General features: G+C 72.0%; 13 protein-coding genes and 1 tRNA gene. All 14 read left to right on the top strand.

Annotated features, from left to right (window positions below):
* The first annotated feature begins 242 nt into the window (after window positions 1-242).
* The 14 genes from hisI to VFJ94_RS07830 all read left to right on the top strand — a co-directional run bounded on the left by hisI (window position 243) and on the right by VFJ94_RS07830 (window position 16,800).
* Window positions 243-596, top strand: coding sequence for a phosphoribosyl-AMP cyclohydrolase (hisI, locus tag VFJ94_RS07765; protein ID WP_325003686.1), 354 nt, complete (start codon window positions 243-245; stop codon window positions 594-596).
* A gap of 60 nt (window positions 597-656) precedes the next feature.
* A complete protein-coding gene (locus VFJ94_RS07770; protein ID WP_414654584.1) occupies window positions 657-2,240 on the top strand; it encodes an anthranilate synthase component I in 1,584 nt (527 codons plus the stop codon).
* Window positions 2,237-2,821 (top strand): Trp biosynthesis-associated membrane protein, encoded by a 585-nt coding sequence (locus VFJ94_RS07775; RefSeq protein ID WP_325003626.1) that lies wholly within the window; start codon window positions 2,237-2,239, stop codon window positions 2,819-2,821. The genes VFJ94_RS07770 and VFJ94_RS07775 overlap by 4 nt, the downstream gene beginning before the upstream one ends.
* A 50-nt stretch (window positions 2,822-2,871) precedes the next feature.
* Entirely contained in the window at window positions 2,872-3,150 is a 279-nt protein-coding gene (locus VFJ94_RS07780; RefSeq protein ID WP_325003627.1) for an HGxxPAAW family protein, read from the top strand.
* Between the two features lie 5 nt (window positions 3,151-3,155).
* Window positions 3,156-3,959, top strand: coding sequence for an indole-3-glycerol phosphate synthase TrpC (gene trpC, locus VFJ94_RS07785; protein ID WP_325003628.1), 804 nt, complete (start codon window positions 3,156-3,158; stop codon window positions 3,957-3,959).
* Window positions 3,956-5,203 carry a tryptophan synthase subunit beta gene (trpB, locus tag VFJ94_RS07790; protein ID WP_325003629.1) on the top strand — a complete coding sequence of 416 codons (1,248 nt, stop codon included), beginning with the start codon at window positions 3,956-3,958 and terminating at the stop codon, window positions 5,201-5,203. Before trpC ends, trpB begins: the two co-directional genes overlap by 4 nt.
* Window positions 5,200-6,000: a tryptophan synthase subunit alpha gene (trpA, locus tag VFJ94_RS07795; protein WP_325003630.1), complete on the top strand. Its 801-nt coding sequence runs from the start codon at window positions 5,200-5,202 to the stop codon at window positions 5,998-6,000. Before trpB ends, trpA begins: the two co-directional genes overlap by 4 nt.
* Window positions 6,000-6,920: a prolipoprotein diacylglyceryl transferase gene (lgt, locus tag VFJ94_RS07800; protein WP_325003631.1), complete on the top strand. Its 921-nt coding sequence runs from the start codon at window positions 6,000-6,002 to the stop codon at window positions 6,918-6,920. The genes trpA and lgt overlap by 1 nt, the downstream gene beginning before the upstream one ends.
* Before the next feature lie 151 nt (window positions 6,921-7,071).
* The gene (gene gltB, locus VFJ94_RS07805) at window positions 7,072-11,625 is read left to right on the top strand and encodes a glutamate synthase large subunit (RefSeq protein ID WP_325003632.1); all 4,554 of its coding nucleotides are present in this window, start codon (window positions 7,072-7,074) and stop codon (window positions 11,623-11,625) included.
* On the top strand, window positions 11,618-13,084 hold the full coding sequence (locus tag VFJ94_RS07810; protein ID WP_325003633.1) for a glutamate synthase subunit beta: 1,467 nt from the start codon (window positions 11,618-11,620) through the stop codon (window positions 13,082-13,084). Before gltB ends, VFJ94_RS07810 begins: the two co-directional genes overlap by 8 nt.
* A 79-nt stretch (window positions 13,085-13,163) precedes the next feature.
* Window positions 13,164-14,621: a pyruvate kinase gene (gene pyk / locus VFJ94_RS07815; RefSeq protein WP_325003634.1), complete on the top strand. Its 1,458-nt coding sequence runs from the start codon at window positions 13,164-13,166 to the stop codon at window positions 14,619-14,621.
* 119 nt (window positions 14,622-14,740) lie between these two features.
* Window positions 14,741-14,823 (top strand) — tRNA-Leu (locus VFJ94_RS07820).
* Between the two features lie 59 nt (window positions 14,824-14,882).
* Window positions 14,883-15,530 (top strand): ANTAR domain-containing response regulator, encoded by a 648-nt coding sequence (locus VFJ94_RS07825; protein ID WP_414654585.1) that lies wholly within the window; start codon window positions 14,883-14,885, stop codon window positions 15,528-15,530.
* A gap of 127 nt (window positions 15,531-15,657) precedes the next feature.
* Window positions 15,658-16,800 (top strand): branched-chain amino acid ABC transporter substrate-binding protein, encoded by a 1,143-nt coding sequence (locus VFJ94_RS07830; protein ID WP_325003635.1) that lies wholly within the window; start codon window positions 15,658-15,660, stop codon window positions 16,798-16,800.
* Window positions 16,801-16,881: the final 81 nt, after the last annotated feature.

Here is a 16,881-nt window from a genome sequence, read left to right on the forward strand (position 1 = left end):
TGTGCGCGCCCGCGCGCGTGCGGAAATGGCCACTCGACGGGTTGGGGGGCGCCTGGGGGGGACCGGTGGGCGCGCTGACCTTGTCGAGTGGCCACTTGTGCGCGCCCGGACGCGTGCGGAAATGGCCACTCGACGGGTTGGGGGGGCGCGGGCGGCACAATGGGCGCGTGACCGACCCGACGAGTGACCCGCAGACGCTCGACCCGCAGACGCTCGACCCGCAGACGCTCGACCCGAAGGCGCTGGACCCGCGAATCGCCGAGCTGCTCAAGCGTGACGAGCGAGGCCTTGTCGCCGCCGTCGTGCAGCAGCACGACACGGGCGACGTCCTCATGGTCGGGTGGATGGACGACGAGGCGCTTCGGCGCACGCTCACCGAGGGGCGGGTCACCTTCTGGTCGCGCAGCCGGGGGGAGTACTGGCGCAAGGGCGACACGAGCGGCCACGTCCAGTGGGTCCGCGGCGTGCGCCTCGACTGCGACGGCGACGCGCTGCTCGTCAGCGTCGACCAGGTCGGCGCGGCCTGCCACACCGGTGACCACTCGTGCTTCGACGCCCGGGTCCTGCCGGCCGTCGTCGGTCGCGCAGCGCCCTAACGCAGCTCGTCTCCGGGGAGCCTTGGCCGGCTCCGCGGCATACGACGGCGGTGGTCCACAATGGGCCCCGTGCCCGAGGACCGTATGCCGCCCAGCCCGCCCTCGCCGGAGCCCGACCTCACGTGGGGCCGCACGTGGCCGTCGCTGGAGGTGTTCACGGAGCTGGCGCTCTCCGGCGACCGGCGGGTCATCCCCGTCGTGCGGCGCCTCCTCGCGGACGCCGAGACGCCCGTCGGCGTCTACCGCAAGCTGGCAGAGGACCGGCCCGGCACGTTCCTGCTCGAGTCGGCCGAGCACGGTGGGGTGTGGTCCCGGTTCTCCATCGTCGGCGCCCGGTGCGTGGCGACCCTCACCGAGCGGGACGGGGAGGCCACGTGGATCGGCACCCCGCCGGTCGGGGTGCCCACGGGCGGTGACCCGACCGCCGCGCTGCGCGACACCGTCGCGGCCCTGGCGACGCCACGCGTCCCCGGCCTGCCGCCGTTGACCGGCGGCATGGTCGGCGCCATCACGTATGACGCCGTCCGGCGGTGGGAGTCCGTGCCCGACGCGGGCCGGGACGATCTGGACCTGCCGGAGCTCGCCATGATGCTCGCCAGCGACCTCGCTGTCATCGACCACAGTGACGGCTCCCTCCTCCTCGTCGCCAACGCGATCAACCACGACGCGACCGACGAGCGCGTCGAGGAGGCGTGGGCCGACGCCGTCGCCCGGCTCGACCGGATGACCGAGGAGCTCGCGGCCCCGGCCCCGAGCACCGTGGCGACGATCGAGCCGCGGCGCAGTGCACCGGCGAGCAGCCACACCCAGGAGCAGTTCGAGGACATGGTGGAGCAGGCGAAGGAGGCCATCCGGGCGGGCGAGGCCTTCCAGATCGTCGTCTCCCAGCGGTTCACCGTCCCGTGCGCGGCCGACGCCCTCGACGTCTACCGGGCGCTGCGCGTGAGCAACCCGAGCCCGTACATGTACCTGCTGCGCCTGCCCCACCCCGACGGCACGGCATACGACGTCGTGGGCTCGAGCCCGGAGGCGCTCATCAAGGTCACCGACCGGCAGGCCATCACGCACCCGATCGCCGGGTCGAGGCCGCGGGGCAAGACCCCCGACCACGATGCGCACCTCGCGGAGGAGCTCCTCGGCGACGCCAAGGAGCGGGCGGAGCACCTCATGCTCGTTGACCTCGCCCGCAACGACCTCCAGCGGATCTGCCGGGCCGGGACCGTCGACACCGTGGACTTCATGTCGATCCGGCGCTACAGCCACATCATGCACATCGAGTCGAGCGTCGTCGGCGAGCTGCGCCCCGGGTGCACCGCCTACGACGCGCTCGTGGCCACCTTTCCAGCCGGCACGCTCTCCGGGGCCCCCAAGCCGCGGGCCATGGCGCTCATCGACGGGTACGAGGGCCTGCGGCGAGGCCTCTACGGCGGCGTCGTGGGATACCTCGACTTCGCCGGCGACCTCGACATGGCCATCGCCATCCGGACGGCGCTGATCAAGGGAGGCCTCGCCCACGTGCAGGCTGGGGCCGGCATCGTCGCCGACTCCGTGCCGCACCTCGAGTACGAGGAGACGGTCAACAAGGCCGCCGCGGCCCTGCGTGCCGTGGCGGCCGCCGAGGGGCTCGTCCCGGTGCGTCGATGAGGCTGGACAAGAGACGGGCGGTGCTGGCCGTCGTGCTGCCGGCTCTGGTGCTGCTCGGGCTGACGACGCAGGCCTGGGCCACCGGCACGGCGAGCGACGTGCTGAGCGGCGGTGCGGTCGCGGTGCCGGGTGGGCGCGCGGCCCCCGGCGTCATCGGCCTCGTCGTCGTCACGGTCGTGGCCCTGCTCGGCGCGGCAACCGGTGGCCGGGCGATCCGCGCCCTGTCCGTGGCGGTCGCCGTCCTGGCCGCCGCCGCCTCTGTCGTGCTCGTCGCCGTCGTCGTCATCCGACCGGAGGACGCCGTCGCGGCAGAGGTCGCCCGCCAGCTGGCCCGCACCACGCCACCGGCCGCCCGGGCCGCCGCGACGCCGTGGGCCTGGCTGGCGCTCGTCGCGGCGGCACTGCTCACGGCCGGGGCGCTCGCCGTGGCGTGGGCCGCCCGGTCGTGGGCGGGGCTGCCCCGCCGCTACGAGCGGCGACCCCCGCCGCAGGCGGGTCCCCGCGGGGAGGCGCGCAGCGCCTGGGACGAGATCACCGAGGGCCGCGACCCCACCCTGGGCGACGGACCCCAGCGGACCTGACACAATGGGACGGCATACCGGCCGGTGCCAGCAGGACGAGAGAGGAAGCCATGGAAGAGCACGAGGACCACGGTCACAGCTTTGCCGCCTGGGTCGCGGTCGGGGTCATCCTCCTCGGTGCGGTCGTGGGCAGCATCGCCGTGCTCCGGCCGAGCGCCCTCCTCGGCTGGCTGGCCGCCGGGATCATCGTGGTCGGGGCCGTGTCGGGCAAGGTGCTCTCGATGGCCGGCTTCGGCGCCCGCCCGCACGACACCGAGAGCGCCAGCGCGCCGGGTCCCCTCACGGACGCTCCCGAGGAGTCCGGCACCAAGACCGTCGGCAAGAGCTGAGCGCGGTGCCCACAGTCCTCGACGGGATCCTCGACGGCGTGCGTGAGGATCTCGAGTCCCGGCGCGCCGCGACGCCCCTCGCCGCGCTCGAGTCCGCCCTGTCCGACCTCCCTGCCGCGATCGACCCCCTGCCGGGGTTCCGCGCCGCCGCCGCCACCGGCGTGGCGGTCATCGCGGAGGTCAAGCGCGCGAGCCCGAGCAAGGGCTCGCTGGCCGAGATCCCCGAGCCCGGTCGACTGGCTGCTGCGTATGCCGCCGGGGGAGCGAGCGCCGTCAGCGTGCTCACCGAGCGGCGCCGGTTCGGCGGCACGCTCGCCGACCTCGACGAGGTGCGCGCCGCCGTGACGATCCCCGTCCTGCGCAAGGACTTCCTGGTCGACGGCTACCAGGTGACGGAGGCCCGTGCCCACGGGGCCGACCTGGTCCTGCTGATCGTCGCCGGTCTCGACGACGCCCTGCTGCGCGACCTGCACCAGCAGGCCCGCGAACTCGGCATGACCTCGCTCGTGGAGGTGCACGACGCCGCCGAGCTGGACCGGGCGCTCGCGGTCGGTCCTGCCCTGGTCGGCATCAACGCCCGCAACCTCAAGACCCTCGAGGTCGACCTGCGGACGGTCACCGACCTGCTGCCGCGGGTGCCCGGCGACGTGCTCGCCGTGGCCGAGTCCGGGGTGACCGGTCCCGAGGTGGTGGCCGACTACGTCCGCGCCGGGGCGAGCGGCGTGCTTGTCGGTGAGGCGCTGGTGACGGGCGGCCGTCCCGCGCAGGCGGTGCGATCCTTCCTCGAGTCCGCCCGGGCGGTGCGATGACGGTCGTACAGCCCACCGGCCGGTTCGGCGGCTTCGGCGGGCGCTACGTGCCCGAGGCCCTGATCCCGGCCCTCGAGCAGCTCGACGAGGTCCGTCGCAAGGCGACCGTCGACCCGGAGTTCGTCGGTGAGCTCGAGCGCCTGCACCGCTCGTACACCGGCCGACCGAGCATCCTCACCGACGTCCCCCGGTTCTCCACGCACTGCGGGGGGGCGCGGGTGATCCTCAAGCGGGAGGATCTCAACCACACCGGCTCGCACAAGATCAACAACGTCCTCGGGCAGGCCCTGCTCACGCGGCGGATGGGCAAGACCAGGGTCATCGCCGAGACGGGCGCCGGCCAGCACGGCGTGGCGACCGCGACGGCGGCCGCCCTGCTGGGCCTGGAGTGCGTCGTCTACATGGGGCGCAAGGACACCGAGCGCCAGGCGCTCAACGTCGCGCGGATGAGGCTGCTCGGCGCCGAGGTCGTCCCCGTCGACCACGGCAGCCGCACCCTCAAGGACGCCGTCAACGAGGCCTTCCGCGACTGGGTGGCCAACGTCGAGACGACCCACTACGTCCTCGGCACGGTCACCGGCCCACACCCGTTCCCGGAGATGGTCCGCGACTTCCACCGGATCATCGGGGTCGAGGCGCGCGCCCAGATGCTCGACCTCGTGGGGCGGCTGCCCGACGCCGTCCTCGCGTGCGTCGGGGGCGGCTCCAACGCCATGGGCATCTTCCACCGTTTCCTCGACGACGCCTCGGTCCGCCTCATCGGTCTGGAGGGCGGGGGCGGCGGCATCGCGTCGGGCAAGCACGCGGCGCGCTTCGCCACCGGCATACCGGGCGTCCTCCACGGCGCGTACACCTACGTCCTGCAGGACGAGGACGGCCAGACCACCCCGTCGCACAGCGTGTCGGCCGGCCTCGACTACCCCAGCGTCGGCCCTGAGCACGCCTACCTGCGCGACACGGGACGCGCCGAGTACCGCCCGATCACCGACGCCGAGGCGATGGAGGCCTTCTCGCTCCTCAGCCGCAGCGAGGGCATCCTGCCGGCCATCGAGAGCGCGCACGCCCTCGCCGGCGCCATCCAGGTCGGGCGCGAGCTCGGGGAGGAGGCGGTGCTCCTCGTCAACCTCTCCGGCCGGGGCGACAAGGACGTGCACACCGCGGCGGAGTGGTTCGGCCTGCTCGAGGGCGGCATCGAGCGGCCCCCGGACGACCCGGACGCGCAGGGGACCGGGGTGCAGCTGTGAGCGTGGCACGCGTCGTGCAGCGGTGCAACGACGAGGGCCGCGCGGCCCTCGTCGGCTACCTGCCCGTCGGCTTCCCCTCCGTGGAGGGCTCTCTCGAGGCCATGCGCGTCCTCGTGGAGTGCGGCGTCGACGTCGTCGAGGTGGGGGTGCCCTACAGCGACCCGGTCATGGACGGCCCGGTCATCCAGGACGCCGCGGTCCGGGCGCTCGAGCGGGGCGTGCGGCTCACCGACGTCTTCCTCGCCACGGAGGCGGTGGCCGAGGCCGGAGCGGCGGCGCTCGTCATGACGTACTGGAACCCCGTCCTGCGCCACGGCGTCGACACCTTCGCGGCCGAGCTCGTCGCGGCTCGGGGCGCCGGGCTCATCACCCCCGACCTCATCCCGGACGAGGCCGGGGAGTGGATCGCCGCCGCGGATAAGCACGACCTGGACAAGGTGTTCCTCGTCGCGCCGAGCTCGACCCAGGAGCGCCTCGCGGCGGTCACGGCCCAGTGCCGGGGGTTCGTCTACGCCAGCGCCGTCATGGGCGTCACCGGCGCCCGCGCGAGCGTCGGCGCGGCCGCCGAGGACCTCGTGCTGCGCACCCGCGCGGTCACCGACCTGCCCGTGTGCGTCGGCCTCGGGGTGTCGACGGGTGCGCAGGCAGCCCAGGTGGGCCGGTTCGCCGACGGCGTCATCGTCGGGTCCGCCCTCGTGCGATGCCTCACCGAGGCGCCCTCGGATGCCGCCGGGCTCAAGGCGCTCGGCGACCTCACGCGGGAGCTCGCCGACGGGGTGCGAAGGAGCCGCTCCTGATGGCGCTCAACGGCATACCATCCCTGGCGCTCGACCTCGCGGCGGGCGCCGCTGCGCCCGTGCCTGCCGAGATTCCCTCCCCGACGACCGGGGTGTGGCACCTCGGTCCCGTGCCGATCCGGGCCTACGCGCTGTGCATCCTCGCCGGGATCGTCGTCGCCGTCTGGCTCACCCAGCGACGACTTCTCGACCGCGGCGGTCGAGCCGGCGTCGCCCTCGACGTCTCGGCCTGGGCGGTCCCGTTCGGCATCGTCGGTGGGCGTCTCTACCACCTCATCACGACGCCGCAGCCCTACTTCGGCGCGGGCGGCCGGCCCATGGACGCGTTCGCGATCTGGAACGGCGGTCTGGGCATCTGGGGTGCCGTCGCGCTCGGGGCCGTCGGGGCGTGGATCGGCTGCCGCCGCCACGGGGTGGTCTTCCTCGACTTCGCCGACGCGGCGGCACCCGGCATCCTCATCGCCCAGGCCATGGGCCGCTTCGGAAACTACTTCAACAACGAGATCTACGGCCGGCCCACCGACGTGCCGTGGCGGCTCAAGGTCTACGAGTGGGACACCGGCCTCGGGCAGGCGGTGCGCGACGCCGCCGGGGAGCCCATCGTCAAGGGCTGGTTCCACCCCACCTTCCTCTACGAGGCGCTGTGGGCGCTCGCCCTCGCCGCGGCGCTGATCGTGCTCGACCGGCAGCGCTCCCTGCGCCGGGGCCAGCTGTTCGCGGCCTACGTCATGGGCTACCCGGTCGGGCGCATCGTCGTCGAGAACATGCGCAGCGACTCGGCCAACGAGATCCTCGGCCAGCGGGTCAACACGTGGGTCTCGCTCCTCGTCTTCCTCCTCGGCGCCTGGCTGTGGCGTCGCTTCGGCCGCACCTCCCCGGAGGCGCCCAGCGAGCATCCGGAGCCCGCCGTCACGGAGTGACGCCGCGCACGCTCAGCATCTCAGCATCCGGAATCCGCCGTATCAAGGAGTAGGACGGTTGCGGCCTCGGCTATCGTTGGTGGACTTGCCGTGGTCAGTGCTGCCCACCGGCCCTTTGCATCCGGGGACCACACGTAAAAGGACGGTGACGATGACGCCGCACTCCCGCTTCAGCTCGCATCCGCAGAGCACCGGGCTCTACCGGCGCGAGCTCGAGCACGACGCCTGCGGTGTCGCGCTCGTGGCGACCCTACGCGGAACCGCCGGTCACGACATCGTCGACCACGCCCTGACCGCGCTGCGCAACCTCGACCACCGGGGCGCCACCGGTGCCGACCCCCTGGTCGGTGACGGCGCCGGCATCCTCCTGCAGATCCCGGACGAGTTCCTGCGCAGCGTGGTGCCCTTCCGGCTCCCGACCCCCGGGGCGTATGCCGCCGGGCTCGTGTTCCTGCCCGCCGACCCCGGCGAGCGCGCGCAGGCCGTGGCCCGCATCGAGCAGCTCGCGGCCGCCGAGAACCTCACGGTGCTCGGCTGGCGGGACGTGCCGGTCGAGGCCGACCTCGTCGGCAAGGTCGCCCGTGACTGCATGCCGCACTTCGCCCAGCTCTTCGTCTCCTCGGCCATCGGCCGCGCCGTGCACCTCGGCCTCGACCGCCTCGCGTTCCGGCTGCGCAAGCGGGCCGAGCACGACGCCGACGTCTACTTCGCCTCCCTGTCGTCGCGGACCCTCGTCTACAAGGGGATGCTGACGACCGGTCAGCTCGAGCCGTTCTTCCCCGACCTCAGCGACCCGCGCCTCAAGACCGAGCTCGCGGTGGTGCACTCCCGCTTCTCGACCAACACGTTCCCGTCCTGGCCGCTCGCGCACCCCTACCGGTTCATCGCCCACAACGGCGAGATCAACACCGTCAAGGGCAACCGCAACTGGATGCGGGCCCGGGAGAGCCTGCTCACCTCGGACATCATCCCCGGCGACCTCGAGAAGCTCTTCCCCATCGTGACCCCGGGCGGCTCAGACTCGGCCAGCTTCGACGAGGTCCTCGAGCTGCTCCACCTGGGCGGCCGGTCGCTGCCGCACGCGGTGCTCATGATGATCCCGGAGGCGTGGGAGAACCACGCCACGATGGACCCCGCGCGCCGGGCCTTCTACGAGTTCCACTCGACGATCATGGAGCCCTGGGACGGGCCGGCCAACGTCGTCTTCACCGACGGCACGCTCGTCGGCGCCGTCCTCGACCGCAACGGCCTGCGCCCGGGGCGCTACTCGGTGACGTCGGACGGCCTCGTCGTGCTCGCCTCCGAGTCGGGCGTGCTCGACCTCGACCCGGCCTCGATCGTCAAGCGGGGCCGGCTGCAGCCCGGCCGGATGTTCCTCGTCGACACCGAGCACGGCCGGATCGTCGGCGACGACGAGATCAAGACCCAGCTCGCGGCGGCGCACCCGTATGCCGACTGGCTGCACGCCGGGCTCATCCGCCTCGAGGACCTGCCGGAGCGCGAGCACATCGTCCACACGGCCGCGTCGGTGGCCCGCCGCCAGCAGACCTTCGGCTACACCCACGAGGAGCTGCGCATCCTGCTCACCCCGATGGCGCGCACGGGCGGCGAGGCGCTCGGCTCGATGGGGACCGACACGCCCATCGCGGTCCTGTCCTCCCGACCCAGGCTGCTCTTCGACTACTTCACGCAGCTGTTCGCGCAGGTGACCAACCCCCCGCTGGACGCGATCCGCGAGGAGCTCGTCACCTCCCTCGGCACCCTCCTCGGTCCGGAGGGCAACGCGCTGTCCGCGTCCCCCGCGCACGCGCGCCAGCTCGTGCTCAACTTCCCCGTCATCGACAACGACGAGCTCGCCAAGATCGTGCACCTCAACGCCGACGGCGACCTGCCCGGCTACGCGACGTACGTCGTCCGCGGCCTCTACGACGTCACGGGCGGCGCCGCGGCCATGCGCGCCCGGCTCGAGGAGATCTTCACCGAGGTCTCCCACGCGATCAGCCGCGGGGCCCGGTTCGTCGTGCTCTCGGACCGAGACTCCGGCCGCGACCTCGCGCCGATCCCCTCCCTGCTGCTCACGGCGGGCGTGCACCACCACCTCATCCGCGAGAAGACCCGGACGCAGGTGGGCCTCATCGTCGAGGCCGGCGACGTGCGGGAGGTGCACCACGTCGCGCTTCTCATCGGCTACGGCGCCGCGGCGGTCAACCCCTACCTCGCCATGGAGACGGTCGAGGACCTCGTCCGGTCCGGCGAGATCGACGACGTGACGCCCGAGCGGGCGGTCAAGAACCTCATCAAGGCGCTCGGCAAGGGCGTGCTCAAGGTGATGTCCAAGATGGGCATCTCGACGGTCGCGTCCTACCGCGGGGCCCAGGTGTTCGAGGCCATCGGCCTCTCGGAGGACCTCGTCGAGCGCTACTTCACCGGCACCGTGTCCCAGCTGGGTGGCGTGGGCCTCGACGTCATCGCCCGCGAGACCGCGGAGCGCCACGCCCGCGCCTACCCGCCGGACGGCGTCTACCAGGCCCACCGCGTGCTCGACGTCGGTGGGGAGTACCAGTGGCGCCGCGAGGGTGAGCCGCACCTGTTCGACCCCGAGACCGTCTTCCGGCTGCAGCACTCGACCCGGACGCGTCGCTACGACATCTTCAAGCAGTACACCTCCCGGGTCGACGACCAGACGTCGCGGCTCATGACGCTGCGCGGCCTCATGGGCTTCCAGGCTCCGGGCGCCACCGGCAGGCTGCCGGTGCCGATCGACGAGGTCGAGCCGGTGAGCGAGATCGTCAAGCGCTTCAACACCGGGGCGATGAGCTACGGCTCGATCTCCGAGGAGTCGCACGAGACGCTCGCCATCGCGATGAACCGGCTCGGCGGCCGGTCCAACACCGGCGAGGGCGGCGAGGACCGCGAGCGCCTCCTCGACCCGGAGCGCCGCTCCGCCGTCAAGCAGGTGGCCTCGGGCCGGTTCGGTGTCACGAGCCTCTACCTCACGCACGCCGACGACATCCAGATCAAGATGGCCCAGGGCGCCAAGCCGGGCGAGGGCGGCCAGCTTCCCGGGCACAAGGTCTACCCGTGGGTGGCCCGGACGCGGCACTCGACCCCCGGGGTGGGGCTGATCTCCCCGCCGCCACACCACGACATCTACTCGATCGAGGACCTCGCCCAGCTCATCCACGACCTCAAGAACGCCAACCCGAGCGCCCGGATCCACGTCAAGCTTGTGTCCGAGGTCGGGGTTGGCACCGTGGCAGCCGGGGTGTCCAAGGCGCACGCGGACGTCGTGCTCATCTCCGGTCACGATGGCGGCACCGGCGCGTCGCCGCTCACCTCGCTGAAGCACGCCGGCGCGCCCTGGGAGCTCGGTCTCGCCGAGGCCCAGCAGACGCTCGTGCTCAACGGCCTCCGGGACCGGATCGTCGTGCAGGTCGACGGTCAGCTCAAGACCGGCCGCGACGTCGTCATCGCCGCGCTCCTCGGCGCCGAGGAGTTCGGCTTCGCGACAGCCCCTCTTGTCGTGTCGGGCTGCATCATGATGCGGGTCTGCCACCTCGACACGTGCCCCGTCGGCATCGCCACGCAGAACCCCGAGCTGCGGGCCCGCTACTCCGGCAAGCCGGAGTTCGTCGAGACGTTCTTCGAGTACATCGCCCAGGAGGTCCGGGAGCTGCTCGCCTCGCTGGGCTTCCGGTCCGTCGAGGAGGCGGTGGGTCGCGTCGACAGCCTCGACCTCGACCGGGCCATCACGCACTGGAAGGCGTCGGGCCTGGACCTCACGCCGATCCTGTCGGTGGCCGACAACCCGACCGGGGGAACGCTGCACCAGTCGGAGACCCAGGACCACGGGCTGGACAAGGCGCTCGACGTCGAGCTGCTGAGCCGGGCGCTGCCCGCCATCGAGGGCGGCGACCGGGTCGCGACCGAGATCGGCGTGCGCAACGTCAACCGCACGGTCGGCACGATGCTCGGCCACCACGTCACCCGCGCGCACCCCGACGGGCTCGCCGAGGACACGATCGAGATCACGATGACCGGCTCCGGAGGCCAGTCCTTCGGGGCCTTCCTGCCCGCCGGCGTCACGATCAGGCTCTTCGGCGACGCCAACGACTACGTCGGCAAGGGGCTCTCCGGCGGCCGCATCACGGTCCGCCCCGCCCGGGAGGCCACGCTCGTCGCGGAGGACAACGTCATCGCCGGCAACGTCATCGGCTACGGCGCGACCTCCGGCGAGCTCTTCCTGCGCGGCACGGTCGGCGAGCGCTTCTGCGTCCGCAACTCCGGGGCGAGTGCCGTCGTCGAGGGCGTCGGCGACCACGGCTGCGAGTACATGACGGGTGGGACCGTGGTCGTCCTCGGGCCCACCGGTCGCAACTTCGCCGCCGGTATGTCCGGCGGCGTGGCTTACGTGCTCGACCTGAGACGCGACCTCGTCAACCCCGAGCTCGTAGACCTCTCGCCGCTGCGCCCCGACGACGAGACCACGCTTCGGGGGCTGCTCACCAAGCACCTGGCCGAGACCGACTCCGCGGTGGCCCGTCGGCTGCTGGACGACTGGGACGGCGCCCGCGCCCGCTTCACGCTCGTGTTGCCGCGCGACTACCAGCGGGTGCTCGACGTGCGCGCGCAGGCTGAGGAGCAGGGCCTCGACGTCGACGGCGCCGAGGTGTGGAACCGGATCATGGAGGCTTCCCGTGGCTGACCCACAAGGATTCCTGAAGACGCGCGAGCGCGAGCTGCCCACCCGCCGTCCGATCTCCGTCCGCATCCGCGACTGGAAGGAGGTCTACGAGGAGCAGCAGCTGGGCCAGCTCCAGCGCCAGGCCGGCCGCTGCATGGACTGCGGAATCCCCTTCTGCCACAACGGTTGCCCGCTCGGAAATCTCATCCCGGAGTGGAACACCCTTGCGTGGCGGGGCGACTGGGCCGACGCCATCGAGCGGCTGCACGCCACCAACAACTTCCCGGAGTTCACCGGCCGCCTGTGCCCTGCGCCGTGCGAGACGGCGTGCGTCCTCGGCATCAACCAGCCGGCCGTGACGATCAAGCAGGTCGAGGTCACGACGATCGAGCAGGCCTTCGAGCGCGGGCTCGTCGCGCCGGCACCGCCCGAGCGGCTCACGGGCAAGACCGTGGCGGTCGTCGGCTCCGGGCCGGCCGGACTGGCGGCCGCGCAGCAGCTCACGCGTGCCGGGCACACCGTCGCGGTGTTCGAGCGGGACGACAAGCCCGGTGGGCTGCTGCGCTACGGCATCCCGGAGTTCAAGATGGAGAAGTCGGTGCTCGACCGGCGGTTGCGCCAGATGGAGGCCGAGGGCACGCGCTTCCGCAGCGGGGTCGAGGTCGGGGTGAAGATCACGGGCCGGCAGCTGCGCGACCGCTACGACGCGGTCGTGCTGGCGACCGGGTCGACGGTCGCTCGCGACCTCGCGGTCCCGGGTCGGGAGCTGCGCGGCATACACCAGGCGATGGAATACCTGCCGCAGAGCAACCGCGCCTCCCTCGGGGAGGAGGTCGCGGACCAGATCCTCGCGACGGACAAGGACGTCGTCATCATCGGTGGTGGCGACACGGGTGCCGACTGCATCGGCACCGCACACCGCCAGGGCGCCCGCTCCGTCACGTCCCTCGAGATCCTGCCGCGGCCGCCGGAGGAGCGGCCCGAGAGCCAGCCGTGGCCGACCTACCCGATGATCTACCGCGTCGCGAGCGCGCACGAGGAGGGTGGCGAGCGGCTGTATGCCGTGAGCACCACCGAGTTCCTCGGCGACGAGGAGGGCCGCGTGTCGGGGCTGCGCCTCACGGAGGTCGAGCTCGTCGACGGCCGGTTCGCGCCTCGCGCGGGTGGCGAAGGCTCGGAGCGGGTCATCCCGGCGCAGCTCGTGCTCCTCGCGATGGGCTTCCTCGGCCCCGAGGGGACCGGGGTCGTCGAGCAGCTCGGCCTCGAGCTGGACGAGCGCTCCAACATCCGACGGGACAGGAACTACATGGCCTCGGTGCCGGGCGTCTTCGTCGCAGGCGACGCCGGTCGCGGCCAGTCGCTCATCGTGTGGGCCATCGCCGAGGGCCGGGCCGCGGCCGCGGGCGTCGACGCGTGGCTGACCGGGTCGAGCGCGCTGCCGCGACCGGTGGCCCCCACCGACCGACCCGTCACCGTCTGACTTCGGCCACTCACCCCGGGGGCGTCCACAGGGCGAACCCGGGGTGAGCCGCGTCACAGCACCCCCTAGGGTTGCCGTCATGCGTGGTGCGAAGATCGTCTGCACGATCGGACCGAAGACCTCCTCTCCCGAGGCCCTCCGAGCCCTGGTCGACGCCGGGATGGACGTGGCGCGGCTCAACCTCTCCCACGGCGACCACTCGGTCCACGAGGGCGTCTACCACGCCGTGCGGGCCGCGAGCGACGCGTCGGGTCGCGCCGTGGGCATCCTCGTCGACCTCCAGGGACCGAAGATCCGCACCGGCCGCTTCGCGTCCGGCCCCGTGACGCTCGTGCCGGGCCAGCGCTTCACCATCACGACCCGTGACGTCCCGGGCGGCGAGGCAGAGGTGGGCACGACGTATGGCGGGCTGCCGGGCGACGTGCGACCGGGCGACGTGCTGCTCATCGACGACGGCAAGGTGATGCTGCGCGCCGTCGACGTCACCGAGTGCGACGTCATCACCGAGACGGTCATCGGGGGAGTGGTCTCCAACAACAAGGGGATCAACCTGCCCGGCGTCGCGGTCAGCGTGCCGGCCCTGTCGGACAAGGACCGCGACGACCTGCGCTTCGCGATGCGCATCGGCGTCGACCTCATCGCGCTGTCGTTCGTCCGGTCGGCGCAGGACATCACCGACGTGCACGAGATCATGGACGAGTTCGGCTACCGCATCCCGGTGCTCGCCAAGGTCGAGAAGCCGCAGGCGGTCGCCAACCTCGAGGAGATCGTCGCCGCCTTCGACGGAGTCATGGTGGCCCGGGGCGACCTCGGGGTGGAGATGCCCCTCGAGGAGGTGCCGCTCGTCCAGAAGCACGCGATCGACCTCTGCCGCCGCGCCGCCAAGCCGGTCATCGTCGCCACGCAGGTGCTCGAGTCGATGATCGAGAGCCCGCGACCCACGCGCGCCGAGGCGTCGGACGCCGCCAACGCCGTGCTCGACGGGGCCGACGCCCTCATGCTGTCCGGCGAGACGTCCGTGGGCGCCTGGCCCGTGGAGGCCGTCATGACGATGGCGAGGATCATCCAGAGCACCGAGGAGCGCGGGCACGAGCGCATCGCCACGGTGCCGGTCGACCTCTCGAGCGTGGGCAGCGCCGTGACCAGGGCCGCCGTCGAGATCGGGGAGAGTGTCGGAGCCCGGTTCCTCATCACGTTCACCGAGACCGGGGGGTCCGCCAAGCGCATGGCGAGGTTCCGGCCGCACCTGCCGATGCTGGCCTTCACCTCGGAGCCGCGGACCCGGTCGCAGCTCGCGCTCGTCTGGGGCATCGAGACCTATCTCGTGCCGCGCATGTGGCACACCGACCAGTTCGCCATGCAGGTCGACCTCAACCTCATCCCCGAGGGCAGGGTCGCCGAGGGCGACCGGGTCCTCATCGTCGCCGGCTCCCCGCCCGGCATCCCCGGCTCGACCAACGCGCTGCGGGTGCACCGGATCGGCGACGCGGTCAACCGCGCGGCGCCGGCATACCGCCCCGAAGAGGTCACCGGCTGAGCCAAGGCGTGAGGACCCGAGCGAGGAACGAGCGAGGCCCGGAACGCCGGTTCGGCTCGGCCGGTAAGGAGGCTCCGGCTGGACTCGGCCCGGGCTCGGTATGCTGGCGCGGCACTCCGGCCGGGGTGGTGGAATGGCAGACACGGGGCACTCAAAATGCTCTGGCCGCGAGGCCGTGCGGGTTCGAGTCCCGCTCCCGGCACCGATACGCTGTGGCGCGTGAGCCCTGTCGGGGGCCGGACGAGAGCAGGGACGAAGAGCGTGGACGAGAGCACCCACACCCAGGCAAGCGCAGCCACCGAGCCCACGCCGACCGTGTCGTCGGCCGGGGCCCCAGCCCGGCGCATCCTCGTGGCCGAGGACGAGGCGCTCATCCGCCTCGACCTCGTCGAGATGCTCGGGGAGCAGGGCTACGACGTCGTGGGCCAGGCGAGCAACGGCGAGCAGGCTGTGGCGCTGGCCGGTGAGCTGCGGCCCGACCTCGTGATCATGGACGTCAAGATGCCCGTCCTCGACGGGCTCTCCGCAGCCGAGCAGCTGCACGAGGCGAAGCTGTGCCCGGTCATCATGCTCACGGCGTTCTCCCAGACCGAGCTCGTCGAGCGCGCGCGCGACGCCGGCGTCATGGCCTACATCGTCAAGCCGTTCACGGCCGACGACCTGCGGCCAGCCATCGACATCGCGCTCTCCCGGTGGGCCGAGCTCACCGCCCTCGAGGCGGAGATCGCCGACCTCGCCGAGCGCCTGGAGACCCGCAAGCTCGTCGACCGGGCCAAGGGAGTGCTCATGAGCCAGCTGAAGCTCACCGAGGCCGACGCCTTCCGGTGGATCCAGAAGACGGCCATGGACCGCCGGCTCGGCATGAAGGACGTCGCCGAGGCCGTGCTCAAGGGCTTCCCGACCTCCTGACCTCCGGCGGCGGGCGCACAGGTCACGAGACGATCACCACCGGAGTTTCTGCTGTGCTTGCGGCGGGGATGCGTCTACTGTCTCCCTCAGCCCTCGACCGAGGGTGAGTTATCCCAGGAGGACATTCGTGCGTTCCACCATGAAGCTCGCTGTGCCGGTTCTGGCTGCAGCCCTGGCGCTCAGCGCTTGCGGCACCAAGGGAGGCGACGGCGCCGCACCCGCCGCGTCCGGGGGCGGCCCCGCGGCGTGCGACCTCAAGATCGGCATGTTCGGCGCCCTGACCGGGCCCAACGCCAACTTGGGCATCTACATCCAGAACGGCGTCAACCTCGCCCTGGACGACTACAACGCCAAGCACGCCGACTGCAAGGTGGCGCTGGAGAACTACGACTCCCAGGGTGACCCGACCCAGGCCCCCGGCCTCGCCAAGAAGGCCATCGACGACAAGAAGGTCGTCGGAATCGTCGGTCCCGCCTTCTCCGGTGAGTCCAAGGCGGCCGACCCGCTCTTCAACGAGGCGGGCCTCGTGACGATCACGCCGTCGGCGACCAACCCGAAGCTGGCGGACAACGGCTGGAAGACCTTCTTCCGCGCCCTGGGCAACGACGCGACCCAGGGACCCGCGGCGGCCAAGTACATCAAGGACACACTCAAGGCGACGAAGCCCTTCGTCATCGACGACGCGTCGGAGTACGGCAAGGGCCTCGCCGACATCGTCCGCAAGGACCTGGCCGACGCGGTCGTCGGCAATGACACGATCCAGCAGAAGCAGACCGACTTCAGCGCCTCGGTGACCAAGGTCAAGGCGTCCGGCGCCGACACGCTTTTCTTCGGCGGCTACTCGCCCGAGGCGGCGCCGCTCATCAAGCAGCTGCGTGACGCCGGCTGGAAGGGCACGTTCGTCGTCGCCGACGGTGTCAAGGACCAGTCCTACATCGACAACGCCAAGGCGGCGGCGGAAGGCACGATCATCACGTGCCCGTGCGTGCCCGCCGACGTGGCCCCCGACTTCCAGAAGGCCTACAAGGCCAAGTACAACCAGGACCCCAACACCTACTCAGGTGAGGGCTACGACGCGGCCACGATCCTGCTCGACGGCATCGCCGCAGGCAAGAACCGTGCGAGCATGGTGGACTTCGTCAAGTCCTACGACAAGAAGGGCGTCACGAAGCAGCTGAAGTTCGACGCCAAGGGCGAGTCCGCGGACATCCACGTGTTCGCCTACAAGGTCGAAGGCGGCAAGATCGTGTCCGCCGGCGAGATCAAGTAAGGCGGTCGACCCGGACAGGGGCGGTCGGGGCAGCAGCTCCGGCCGCCCTTCACCGGTTTCCGGGACGACGCCTGCCGACGC

Source organism: Intrasporangium sp., assembly GCF_035688975.1.
GTDB lineage: Bacteria > Actinomycetota > Actinomycetes > Actinomycetales > Dermatophilaceae > CALMNV01.